The sequence below is a fragment of the Dapis hubbardiae BLCC-M172 genome (assembly GCF_050016015.1).
GTDB lineage: Bacteria > Cyanobacteriota > Cyanobacteriia > Cyanobacteriales > Microcoleaceae > Trichodesmium.
Window position 1 is genome coordinate 1 of sequence record NZ_JBNHEQ010000206.1, and the last position, 13,387, is coordinate 13,387.

At 35.6% G+C, this 13,387-nt stretch carries 8 protein-coding genes; 4 read left to right on the forward strand and 4 right to left on the reverse strand.

What is annotated here, in order from left to right; genetic code table 11:
• The first annotated feature begins 85 nt into the window (after positions 1-85).
• The 3 genes from ACP6PK_RS18865 to ACP6PK_RS18875 all read left to right on the forward strand — a co-directional run bounded on the left by ACP6PK_RS18865 (position 86) and on the right by ACP6PK_RS18875 (position 3,935).
• Positions 86-289 carry a hypothetical protein gene (locus tag ACP6PK_RS18865; RefSeq protein WP_426561673.1) on the forward strand — a complete coding sequence of 68 codons (204 nt, stop codon included), beginning with the start codon at positions 86-88 and terminating at the stop codon, positions 287-289.
• Between the two features lie 703 nt (positions 290-992).
• On the forward strand, positions 993-2,528 hold the full coding sequence (locus ACP6PK_RS18870) for a sensor histidine kinase (RefSeq protein ID WP_426561675.1): 1,536 nt from the start codon (positions 993-995) through the stop codon (positions 2,526-2,528).
• A gap of 822 nt (positions 2,529-3,350) precedes the next feature.
• Positions 3,351-3,935, forward strand: coding sequence for a hypothetical protein (locus ACP6PK_RS18875; protein WP_426561677.1), 585 nt, complete (start codon positions 3,351-3,353; stop codon positions 3,933-3,935).
• A 224-nt stretch (positions 3,936-4,159) separates the two neighbouring features.
• Here ACP6PK_RS18875 and ACP6PK_RS18880 read toward each other — a convergent pair whose 3' ends face one another.
• The 4 genes from ACP6PK_RS18880 to ACP6PK_RS18895 form a co-directional block, all read right to left on the reverse strand.
• Positions 4,160-4,849 carry an RNA polymerase subunit sigma-70 gene (locus ACP6PK_RS18880; protein WP_094672592.1) on the reverse strand — a complete coding sequence of 230 codons (690 nt, stop codon included), beginning with the start codon at positions 4,847-4,849 and terminating at the stop codon, positions 4,160-4,162.
• A gap of 277 nt (positions 4,850-5,126) precedes the next feature.
• On the reverse strand, positions 5,127-5,570 hold the full coding sequence (locus ACP6PK_RS18885) for a T3SS (YopN, CesT) and YbjN peptide-binding chaperone 1 (RefSeq protein ID WP_094677619.1): 444 nt from the start codon (positions 5,568-5,570) through the stop codon (positions 5,127-5,129).
• 1,538 nt (positions 5,571-7,108) lie between these two features.
• Complete coding sequence (locus ACP6PK_RS18890; protein ID WP_094677623.1) at positions 7,109-9,280, reverse strand: WD40 repeat domain-containing protein; 2,172 nt, start codon at positions 9,278-9,280, stop codon at positions 7,109-7,111.
• 363 nt (positions 9,281-9,643) lie between these two features.
• Complete coding sequence (locus ACP6PK_RS18895) at positions 9,644-11,464, reverse strand: P-loop domain-containing protein (protein ID WP_426561680.1); 1,821 nt, start codon at positions 11,462-11,464, stop codon at positions 9,644-9,646.
• Positions 11,465-12,842: 1,378 nt separating this feature from the next.
• On the opposite strand from ACP6PK_RS18895, the gene ACP6PK_RS18900 reads away from it, so the two are divergent.
• Complete coding sequence (locus ACP6PK_RS18900; RefSeq protein WP_094677631.1) at positions 12,843-13,367, forward strand: phycobiliprotein lyase; 525 nt, start codon at positions 12,843-12,845, stop codon at positions 13,365-13,367.
• The last annotated feature ends 20 nt before the right edge of the window (positions 13,368-13,387 follow it).

A 13,387-nucleotide genomic window follows, 5' to 3' on the forward strand; every position in this document is an offset into this window, starting at 1 on the left:
ATAATTGATAATTGATAATTGATAATTGATAATTGATAATTGATAATTGATAATAGACAATTACCTCTCCCTAAAAGGAAGAGGATTGAATAAAAAGAAAATTTTTTCTTGTTTATCCTTGAAAGGAGAGGCTTTAAACCTTGATTTTTTGGTAATAGATTTTATCTATGATTTTGCTGATAGTTTTTATCAAGGAATAGCAAGAGTAATACTAGAAAAAAATATCGTTATATCAATTATTATGGAGAGGAAATCATTCCAATTTGTTATGATTAGTTGGATAGATTGAATGGAGAATTTGCATTTTTTAAACGAGGTAAAAATAGAGGATATATTAATATAAATGGGCAAGTAGTGAAAAAACCTACTAATCAAGATTTATCAAAACAATAAGGAACTATACTTAAATCAAAATCTGCTAAAGGAGAGTCTAGAAAACCACCAAACAAAAATTAGAAAATCTCAACCATTTGAAAGGTAGAAGACCAGGCAAAAGAACTATAGCAATCCTAAATAGGTTGCGGGTAATTAAAAAGTAAATAAAAAATTTGAGACTCCCACCTGTTCCCAGTTAAGTGTTCCCTAAAAAGCAGTAAGATTTTTGCCACGAATATGCGGAGGATTGCTATAACAGCAAACTAAATGATGAAAATATTCGCTAGAGTAACCGAATATTTTAAAAAATAATTATTAATTGTTAATTGCTGAACAGCCAAATTTTGTTTTTTGATGAAGGTAATCAGATAGTATTTATCAACAAAATATTAAGAGTGGAAATAATGGAATAAATTGACATTTATAGCTAATAGAAAAGTATGGTTTTGATCTCCAAACTCCTACAAAAGGTTATCTATTTTTTAGCAAATATTCCCGGACTATTTTCAGGTCACTGATAGATTGTTTATCTATTATTGCCTCGCCCTATTTTCTGTTTTAGATTAGTTTCTAATATTTTTATTTCTAGATAATCTTGTGTCTCTTCCCTTATAATTATGTTTCAAACAACTCGTCGCCGTTTAGCAATTTGGTACACTACAGTCACAGCCATTTTATTACTAATATTTGCCACAGGATTTTATATCTATTTCCGCAGTACCTTAATCGAACGTATAGATGATACATTGCTCCATGTTGTAGAAATAGTAGAGCGATCGCTAATTATCGAACCTATCCCCAACTTTCCTATTGAAAATAGTAAAAAATTCCGTGTCAACCTCGAAGCAAGTTTTCCAGATAATGCTAATACTGTAGAAGATGACCATATTGATATTGAATGGTTTAGTCCAACAGGAAAACTACTTTGGTCAACCTTTTCTGAGCCCCTAAATATTCCCATACATTCCAACCGTATTGGAGAAACAGTACGAATAACTCCCCACTCTGGAAAAATTGAAACATTACAACCAATCACAAATAATAATTTACTCCTACGACAAGTGACAGATAGAGTAGAAGTAGGTCATCAAATCTTAGGATATTTGCGAGTTAGTCATCCTTGGTTTGAAGTGACAAAACCAATTCGCCAATTAATCCTAGACTTAAGTATCGGTATCTGTTTAGTCGTAATTTCTGTCGGAAGTATCGGTTGGTTACTTTCCGGGTTAGCAATACAACCAGTACGAGAATCTTATCAACATTTGAAAAAGTTTACTGCTGATGCTTCTCACGAACTCCGAAACCCCATAGCAATGATTCAAACTAATGTCCAGGTAGCTTTAGCAGACCCCAAGTTAGCATCATCTGAACATCAACAACAACTACAAGTTATTGAACGTTTGACCCGTCGTTTAGGGCGGTTAGTAGATGATTTACTATTTTTGGCACGTCAAGATAGTAGGATAGTTAAGTCAGAATTTTCACCAATACCTTTGGATGCTTTATTGATGGAAGTAGTAGAAGAACAACAGGCGATCGCTACTGCCCAAGGTATAAATCTAGAATTAAAAATTTCTCTACCTGATTTTATTGAAGAAAATTCAACATCTAATCATATCCCTAAATCTAACTATCAAAATTATAAAAATCAAGAGAAATCTGAAATTATTAAACATCCTATTTCTGAGGAAGATATTACAATCAGAGGAGATTGGCAACAACTGGCCAGGCTATTTACAAATTTGATGAGTAATGGTATGCAATATACCCCATCTGGTGGTCATCTTGTAGTCGAGTTGCAGTACCTTCCAAAAGCTAAAAAGCAAATATTGAGAACTCAGAAAGCTGAACTAGGTGATACTTCTGAGAATAGTGGAGTAATTTTTAAAGGTTGTCAAAATCTTAAAAATGATTGTCTTAAGGTAACGGTTAAGGATAATGGTATAGGCATTTCCAATGAAGATTTGTCTCGTTTATTCGATCGCTTTTATCGAGTAGACCCCGCTCGTTCCCATCGCGGTACAGTTGGGTCAGGTTTAGGGTTAGCGATCGCTCTAGCCATAGTTGAAAATCATCATGGCCAAATATCAATTGAAAGTCGTCCCCAAGTAGGTACTATGGCCACTGTTATGTTGCCTTTACATCAGAATTAGGGCAACCCCTTATCAGTTATCAGTCGTCAGTAGTATGAGTATCTTACTTGCCAGTTGCCACTTAATAGAACCCCTGAAGGGATCTATTTAAAATTAGAGATTGAGAGTAGGGGAGTGTGGAGAGATGGGGAGATGGGGAGATGGGGTGTATTAGATATCTCCCAGTCATCCAATCATCAAATCAATTATTACCCATTTTTGATCAATTATATCATGTCCAGATGATTAGGTATAAATAAAATATTTGGCGATCAAGAGGATATATTTTAATTTTTCCCCTACTCCTCTACTCCCCTACTCCCCTACTATCTTAAATTATAAGCGTTCAATCGGACATGGTATTAATTCTCCCTCCGACCTATTTTCTGGAGATACGCTTAGGGCTTCTATATTATGTCCGCTGGTATCATTTGTGTAAAAGTTAGCGTCAATATCTACAAGAAATTTAAGTTTTTTTCTGGCTCTTAAGCCCTCTTCCCTTGTCCCTATTCCTTCTTGCTTCTTGCTTCTTCCTTACCTTGACCTTACAATACCGATGCTACCGGACATGATATTATAGCTATTTCAAATAAGGATGGAACACTTTTTATGCTGAAACTCTCTTCTAGCAAGAAATACTTGTGTCAATCTAAATGAAAATGACTATAGATTCTAACTTCTGACTGCTTCAAAATTTCAGACTTATTCAGCAAAACCTAAGTATATTTGGTAAAGTTTAAACTTGTATTTTTACGAAGGAACAAACAATTAATTTATCTAATTAAATCTAACTTTGCCTAATTATCTAAGTTCAGCAGTTAGTCCCTAATTCAAAATCTGAGGATGATGATGATTCAATTCCTGTCTAATTTTGTTAAAACAACCTCTATTATTAGTGCCATTGGTAGCAGTTTAATGATAATCACAATTTCCCACGCTGGAGGCCCACCACCTGGTACAAAGCCTCCTGCTACTAATCAGCAAGAGGATACTTCTGAGCCATCTGGTAATAGAGGAAAACCTGTAGAGGTCGAACCTGAGAACACCGAACCGACTCGCCGTCAGCCTCCGACTCAGCAGCCAGAAACTACTCAGCCCCCACCCCAATTTCCAGAGCCTGCTGGTAGGGTTACCCCTGTTGAAGATATCATCACTCTAAGATTGATTAATCAAACTGGTGCTGTAATTGGATATCAGGTAATAGGTGGCCGACATCGGATTCTAGGTGAAAGTTCAGTGGTAGAATTATCTGAACTGCCAATTCCACTAACCTTAACCTACCAACGTCCTGATGGTGGTTTACTTTTGGTACGTCCTCAGAGGATTTCTTCTAGAGTATTAGAAGTTATATTTAATCCCACAGAAGATTTTGATTTAGATACAAAGTCACTGAATATTACTGGTAAAGGTGGGGTATTTTTGAACTAGGTCATTTCAGTTATCAGTTATCAGTTATCAGTTATCAGTTATCAGTTATCAGTAGTTACCGAAAAATTAAGGTATAAAGCCTCTCCATTCATGGAGAAAAAAGAAAAAAATTCCTTTTAGTCAATCCTCTTCTTTATAAGAAGAGGTAATTATTAATTATTGAATGAGGTACAGTTGTTTTTCTTCTTTTCTACTCCCTACTCCCTAAAACAATAGAATCTTAACTATTCTGGTTCTTTTGGAACTTTGAGAAACTGATTTATACCTGTACTAACTTGCTCAATATCATCATTCAAATAGATGGCTTTAATATCTTCTGGCAAATTAGTATCTAGATTATGATATCCCTGTTGCAATAAAGATTTTACTTCCTGATGTGAAATTGTTTCTCCCTCAGCTTGGAGATAAGCTGCTATTCTTGTTTCACTCCAGTGAAAAGTCTGAAACATTAACAAAATCAAGCGTAGTAAAGGCTCTAACTGATCTAATACTTGCCTGAAATAGCACCATAAAGGTGGTGGGGCCATTTCTAAAGAATAACGAATTGACTCGACAGGGGGCATTTCTTCTTGGTTAATACTAATGGCTGTAATATTAATTAACCAATTCTGAAGAGTAGTATTTCCAGTCTCTGGATCTGCTCCCTCTCGCAAATCTAAGCCACGCAATTCGTAAAATATATGTTGCCAGGTTTGAGCAAATAGATAGTCTGCTTGAACAGGCGATCGCACAGAATGTTGAATTAAAGTTTGGACTATCATACCATAACGACAGAAAATAGTGACAAAGTATTTTCCTTGGTCTGGATAGTTTTGAAATAGGGTCAACAGTTCTTGGTCACTGTGATGAAATAGTGATTTAACTATGGGGTGATTAGATTCGGGAAATTTGTAAGTAGGCTCTGTTTTTAGCATATACTTGGAAAAATTAGATTAATGAATCATAAAATTTAAGAAGCACTATTAATTCTAAAATATAAATTCCTTTAGCTAAATCAAAATATAGTCGTTTGAAATAAAAATTAGACGGCTAAATTCCTGATTTAAAAGGATTATATCAAGGTTAAGTATCTCAATCCTTTTCTGGAATGACTATAGCAGTCGCCATTACTAAGGCAGACATTCTCGCACTTCTCAAATTTAGTCCGTTCTGCAAATTCAACTTCTGACTTCTGACTTCTGACTTCTGACTTCAGCTAATTCTATCCATAGCTCTTTTTCCGCCCCACTGCCCAACAATTTTATCATCATATTCATCAGAAATTTTTAAAACTGCTTTAACAGATGCTTCTAACTCTGGTTTATCACAAGTCGAACCAACTATTGTATGTTCAAATATAATATTATTATTGTCATCTATACCAAAAGCACCAAAGCGCATTTTACTATTTTCTCGTAATAAAAATTTTAGTAAATCAGATGTTAAATTAACATCTGTTACAACAGAAGAGCGAGTATTAATAATTACCTCATCATCTCCCCAAGGAAAAACAAATACTTCAACTAACGCAGAACCCATAAACAAATTAATACCAGGTAAATCTTGTTTAGCATAGGGAAATTTATCAAATAATTCTCTCATCCATAAACAAATTTTGTTGTAGCAATCTTCTTGTATATTCGTCTCAAATTTCATAATTTTTCTCCTTCTATACCAGTTGAATTAAGATGAAATGGTATTAATAATTGCCTCATAATTTCCTCAAAGAAAGACAAATATTTCAACCAAGGCAGAACCCATAAACAAATTAATATCAGGTAAATTTTGTCTAGCAGAGGTCAGTTTATCAAATAATTCTCTCTATTTTGGTCTAATACCAATTACCATGCATTAATGCTATACTTCAGCTTGATTTCAGAAGTTAAATAGTTAGCAAGATTCAAAGTCTTTTTTTGACAATTATTAGTCGGTTAGTATAGGTTTTTCCTACTTTTAACGACTCCCACAGCCTCCCACACTTCCCACACTTCCCCACCCAATCATATATAGCATTCATGCATGAGAAATGGTCTAACGGGATAATTGCTCGAACCTTGTAAAAAGAATCCGTCTTTTAAAGTTACATTATGGAAAAAAAAATCTGATTCATACCAAATCCGGGTATAAAAGCAGGCTTGTCCCATCACCCAATTCCTTATTTAGCAAAGGCTTTAACTTTAAAAAGTACCCTCTCACTAAGGTGGATTTCGTATCACCACTGCATCTTAATAGCCACATCATTGAGCATTTTAAGATAGCCTTGGCCAAATATTTCCTGACAATGAGTTCTTTAATCTTCGATCGCCATTCAGGAAATGGTCAAATCTGAAAAAAACTTTTTACTGTCCATTGAACTACTGAATAGGGTAAATTTAAGATAGTATAGGAAATAAGTTTGTTTTTTATCAAAATAATTGGGTATTAAAATAGCAGTCAGCGGTCAGCATATTGCTATCGCCAGACTATCGCCAACAGCTCCCAAGGCGTATAATGGGGGATTCAAATCCCCCATTATACGCACACCACTAATTTTTCAAACTATTGTGGGGGACTTAAATCCGCCGATTTTAGCTAATAGCTGAATGCTGATACCTGATAGCTTGTTAAACCACGCCTTTTAAGGCGAAATGTTTTTGGAGGATTACTCAAAATCCCCATTACAAAAACAACTTCTCAGTTCTAACTTCATTAAAGGTATTATAATTATGAGTGAAATATTAACACCTAATTTAGTAGCCCAAGTTCTTACTACATTGGGTTCTGTAGGTTTTTTCTTACTGGCAATCCAAGCATTAAGAATATTAAAGCAATAGTCACAGCAAAAATGTAGGGCGTTTTCCTGAGTTATGACGCAAACATATTGCCGAGCAAAATGGCTATTCGCCCTTACTGACTGCTGACCAAAAAATAAGGTTTCATACTTCTAAACCGGATTTATTATCAAGTCTACCCTTGGATAGAGGATGAAAAGGATACGTTTAGTATTTCAAAACTCTAGGTTTACCCAGAAGCACTGATAACTGTTTAGCGTTCCGCACAACTTTCCTATCGGAATGCTACGCAAACGTTAACGCGGAGCGACATGGAAAGCGGAGCATTCCCTATACGAAAAAACGCAGTTCCTCTGCAAGAGGCTAACTGTTAACGTAGTTACGACCATAGGAGGCTAACTGATAACCGAAATAACCGCTTCATTAACTTTCTAATTTTAAAAAGTGTACTCTTCCAGAAGCTTCACCAACAATAATTTGTACTCCATCTGCTGCCACAGCGCAACATTCCAAGGAACTCTCCCCAGTAAAATCGGCAATTATCTGTCGCGTTTCTAAATCCCAAACCTTGAGAGTATTATCATCAGATGCAGAAATCACCAAACTGCCATCTGGTGTAACTGCAATGGAACTTACCCAGTCAGTATGACCACTTAAAGTGAATAGTTCTTGTTCTCTTTCCAAACACCAAACTTTAATTGTTTTGTCAAAAGAACCCGAAATCACTCGCTTGCCATCTTGTGTTACTACTAACGCCTTTACCCACCCAGTATGACCAACTAATGTTGTCACTTCCTCTCCAGTTTCTAAAGACCAAACTTTAATAGTTTTATCAAAAGAACCCGAAATTACTCGCGCTCCATCTGGTGTAACTGTAACTGCACTTACCCAGTCAGTATGACCTCTAAGCGTACAAACTACCTGTAATGTTTCTAAATTCCAGACTTTGAGAGTTTGGTCAGATAAGCAAGCGATCGCTTGTTGTCCATCTGGTGTAACTGCTACAGCAAAAATACATCTATTGTCACCTTCTATAGTCAATAATTCCTTTGCTGTTTCCAGACTCCAAATTTTGAGAGTATTATCATCTGAAGCTGAAATAATCCGTTTATTTGGTAATGCAGCGATAGAATTCACCCGATCAGTGTGACCTTTAAGAGTATAAATAGGTTTTGTTGTGTTCAAATTCCAAACTTTGATCGTATGATCCCAAGCAGCAGAAACTACTTGTTGCTCTGGCAAAACTACTGCTGCATTCACTCTATTAGTATGTCCAATTAGGGGAGAAAGTTCTTCGGAGGTATCAAGACTCCAAACTTTAAGGGTGAAATCATCGGAACCAGAGATTAAGCGTCCATCTGGCAAAACTGCAACTGCATATACTGAGTCAGTATGACCTTTAAGGGGAAATAACTCTTCTCCAGACAGGAGATTCCATACTTTGAGAGTATTATCGGAAGCTGCGGAAATCATGCGTTTATTATCTGGAGTTACTGCTACTGCATTTATTCCTTTGGTATGACCTTTGAATGTAAAAATTGCTTTTTTGCTATCAAGATTCCAGACTTTAACTGTGTTATCGGAAGAACCTGAAATAATTTGTCTGTCAGGAAGTGTAGTTATAGTTCTCACTCCACCTGTATGACCTGTAAGTGTAAATAGTTCTTCTGCTGTTTCCAGATTCCAAATTTTGATAGTGTTATCAGATGAACCTGAAATAATTTCTGTCTCAGAAAAGACTGACACTGCATTTACCCAACCTTGATGACCTGTGAGAGTAATTTCTGCTTTTTGTGTTTCAAGATTCCAGACTTTAATAGTATTGTCTGAGGAACCCGAAATTACTCTCCCATCTGGTAAGGCTGCCACTGCTCTTACTGCTCTTGTATGACCTGTGAGGGTAACTAATTCTTCTGTTGTTTCAAGGTTCCAGACTTTGAGAGTGAAGTCATCAGAACCAGAAATCACCCATTTATCACCTAGTAAGGCGATCGCTCTAATTCGCGCCGTATGACCAGTAATGGTACTAATTTCCTTACCTGTTTCCGGGTTCCAAACTTTGAGAGTATTGTCTGAAGAACCAGAAATTACCATTCCTCCACGAGTAACAACTACTGCATTTACCCAACCATTATGACCGATAAAAGTTCGTAACAGTCTGCCTCCAGGTGGTGTGAGACTAGGTGCAGTTGGTCTTAACCAGGGGGTCAGTTTCCAGGATTTTGCCTGTTCTAGCATTTTCTGAATTTCTGGGATTTCAAAAGATAGCAGTCGCCCCCACAGTTGTCCTGCTAGTTGGGTTTTATCTTCAACTAAGATATGAGATGATAGTTCAATTGCTCCTTGAATTAATTTTAGGGTTTTTAGTTTTTCACTTGATATCCAGACATCAGAGTGCATAACTTCCTCATAATCATTTAGTAGATATTCTACTCCGAATAAATATAGTCTTGATTCAAGAAAATCAAAATCTGTGAGTAAGCGATGTAGTTGTTCTGTATCGGATTCACTGACTAGAAAACCCGGTAAAGTTTCTAAAAGATAACGTTGATCTTCTAGGGGTAGTTGAGCTAAATTTTCTCTAAATTCACCCATTTTAATTTCCTTTTCAATAATTGATATCGAATCTGCTTGCGCGTCGAGTGATATCAGAAACCGGGTTTGTGGGAGGCATATATTAGTATGGTAGAGCATTTAATACAAACCCGGTTTCTATGCTTTTTTATGCCGATACTACCGAATTTGAGATCGAATCCCTTCTTTCTTCTAACTCCTGACTCCTGTACTGGCGTTTCGGCTGTCGCCGACATTAAAAGGCGAAGCCCATGCCGTAAGGCTATATGGCCATTAGCTACGCACAACTTTCCTAGGTCATGCTCCGCATTCATGTCGGCTCTTAGCCGAAACGTTTTATATGTCGCGTAGCGAAACGCCCCTACGACTCCTGAATCCTCAATTCTAAGCATTTTTATAAACCATTCCTAATAAATTGTTTTTAATTTGTTTTTCCATACTTTCAATTTCAATTAATGATTCTACTTCCTGAACAATATCTTTACGGTAGAGAAAATCTTGAAAAGCAGCATGATATATACTATATACTGGCTTACCTTCTGTTTGATAAATCCGCAAAAATTGTGCCCATTCATCCAATATTTCTTGAACTGTCAAGGATATTTCTCCACTAAATTTAGCTAACATTCCACAGGATACAGGTTTACGAGTTTTTGTTAAGAAATATATGATTTTTAGTTTAGTAACTGGCAATGGTTTAACATTCATTTTCATTCTATGCCAGTGTTGATCGTAATATTTCTCTAAACCTTGGGGTAAACTTTCTAAGCTGATATCTCCATAGTTACCTTGCTCAATATCATCAAGTACATATTTTAAATACATGAAGTTATTTTCGCTTTTGCTAGCTATAGATTCGACAAATTTTTCTAATGTTAATCCCCTAGCTTCAATCCATGCTTGAACTGCCGATCGCTTTGTTCTTAGGCGAATAAATAATTTAACATCTTCCAAACTTTCATTTGGATAGATCATTAAGTCAAAAATTTTCTGTGGTGCCGACACTACTAATGGTAGTGGATCGGATCTCTTTGTCACCATAAAATAGACTCTATTGGGTAAATTTGATGGTAAATATAGGACATTAGCTGCTCCACTCTGACTACTTAAATCCACTTCATCCAAAGCATCTACTGCTATTATTAGTTTTTCTCCAGGGGTTAGTTGGGCACTAATTTCGTTCAGTAGTTTTGACAGAAAATTCCCATTGCTGGTATTATCTGGATGTAATGGTAATTCATAAGGCAAATTATAACGTTCAATTAATTGGGTACAAACACTCTTAAGAAAATCTTCAGCCCTAGTTCTACCTTCTGATAATAGATTGAAATAGGCAATAGAACCTGTGCGACGTACATATTCTGCAATAATTGTACTTTTGCCTACTCCTGGATCTGCTTCGATGATAAAATATCCTTTAGATTGATTTTGGATAAAATCTTCAATAGCGTCAAAGACAAAACCTCGTCCCAGAAATCCTTCTGTTTTATCCGCTATGAGGGCGGCAAAGTCAGCAGGTATCGCTTGACATTGCTTCATCTGTTTGCTTAACAGTGATATTAACTGTTCTAAGTGGGAGTTAGCTCCTCCAATACCTACAATAATTTTATCAATATCTTGACGGTAGTCTCCTACAAATTGATCTACTCTTTTCTCTATGCTATTGGTAACATCAACCAAACGACTGACGTCTTCTCCTGCTGTGGCTAACATATCGTGGACTAAGGCTTGAAATACTGTGCTTTCTGTTCTCAGTTCGTGGCGAAATTGATGCACTGTAATTGATACTAATCTAGTTTCAACTAAATAAGATAATTCTTTGGGAGCGTGTTTCAGCCATTTATCTTTGCTTTGCAGTCTAGACATTACTGTTTTTGTAATCGCTTGTTCTTCTCCACCTTGAGGTATATGAGTCATTCTATGCTTTTGTGTCTGTACTAAATCTAATATCATTAGTGCATCTTTCTCCATTTCTGTTAATCTAGTTTCAATTGCAGCTTTCTCTTGTTTCCACTGGGGTAGTTGTTGAGACTCTTTACGAATTACTTGCAAAGCTTTACAGTATGAAGTTACTAATGCTTTCTGTATTACCTGATTCTTTTCATCAGCCTTTTTTGCTGCCCATTTATTTACCGAATGCCATGTGACACTGGTTATTTGTTCTAGTCCTGCACCCGCAAACAGGGTTAATATCTCTATGAGCATAGTGTTAGTACCCTTAAATTATATCAGATTTAGTGTATATCCTAATAAGTTTAGTATCATAACTTAACCTTATTATTTACCACAATTTAATGTATTTGGAAAGAGCGTTCGCGAAGTATCTCCTTTGGAAAATCCCTACAATTAAAGCTTTTTAGTCCAATTTATAGCAGTTTGCAATTTGATTAGCTATAAAGTTTTTAGTTATTGGGAGATAAAGGCTAAAAGCAATATACCACATTAATTAACAATATATTGTAGTCAAACGAACTTGATGCCATTTCATTTATAAATTATCAGTACCTCTGACTGAATGAAATACTGAAGTTGATTTTTTGGCATCCCCTTAGAAGAGAAGGATGCTTGAGACTTTAAGTTTTTGTCAATTAATATGAAATACAAAAAATTCTGGAAATACACGAATATTCTCATCTTCTTATCAATATTTGGCAGCAAACATTAATGTATTTCAGATAAGTATCTAGGCAAAATTAATTTAATACCAATTCCAAAAAAAAAATAATGCGATACTTTTTCAAGAGTTCAGTTATTAACTAATAATATGACTTTGAAAAAATAATGCTACCAAAGGTTAGAGATAAATCAGATATGCTTAAAAATAGCTGCTCTATAGCAATCCGATTTTAGTTGTAATATTTTCCTGGTAGTTAGGAGTCAGGAGTCAGGATTCATAATTCAGGAGTCAGAATTTTCAAGGTTTTTAGCCCAGAAAAACTATTATAAAAACTATTACGACCTATTTAGGATTGCTATAGCGTTTCTGAAGCTTATGAGGTACACAAGCTCTTTAATTTGTTTTCTATTCCCTATTCCCTATTCCCAGTTAAGTGTTCCCTAAAACAAACGAATTTTGTACCTCACGCTTCTTGGGAATTGCTATCTAATTTATTTTAGATAGTTATTTATATTTTTTTATCCATTGTTTTTGATATTTACCCCTTCTTCCTTCTTCCTTCTTCCTTCTTCCTTCTTCCTTCTTCCTTCTTCCTTCTTACTTCTTACCCAATTATTAATAATTAATAATTAATAATTAAATAATTCGCGCCTTGAAGCCTCCCCTTGGATAGGGGAAAAAAAGTGCTAGGATATTTCCCGATATTCAATTCCGTAACGGTTTTAACCTTCTTGTAATTATCAATTATCAATTAATGAATTCTTCCTTCTTTCTTTCTCCTACCATTTGTAACAAACATTTATCAAATTGGTATAAGAATGTTTTTAAGGATTCGTTTGCTAAAAGCCAGGATATCTGGTGAACCCTATTCCCTACTCCCTAAAATGCTACAGTTAAAATTTGACTCAAAATCCCAATCAGTGCAAAATATAGTATTGATTCAGAATTAATAAGATTAGTAAGTTAATGGACATTATCGAATTTTTTAAGTTAAGTGCTGGTGAATGGTTTTCCCAACGCACGGTTCACAATTTAGTTTCTGGGGAACTGCAAGCAGGTAAATCAGAAGTGAATGTTGAAATATTGGAAAAAACTGACCCTACATTAATCAAGTTGTGCGAACAACATCAGGTTGACTCCAGTGCAACTGAGTTAATAGGAGTGAAGATTAGCTGGAATGGTACAACAAAAAAAGAACAAGTCAAAGATGCAGGTTCAACAATGCTGATACTTATTCCTAATTCTGACGATCCTAACCAAGGTAAATTATTGCAAGACAGAGGAAATGGTAACAGTAATCAATTTAATGGTCGCTACATTATGGGGAGTGATGATATTCTAACTTTGATTACAGAGTCGGAGGATTTTTACGCTGAGGAACGTTTTTGGTATTTAATACCTAATTTGCGGTTACGCAGCAGTGTGGTTAAGAGACCAAACGGTTTTGCTTTAGCTTCTTTTTGCTCAGAAATTCGCCGAGTCAAAAGTTAGTAAATCGTTTGCTAGCGGGA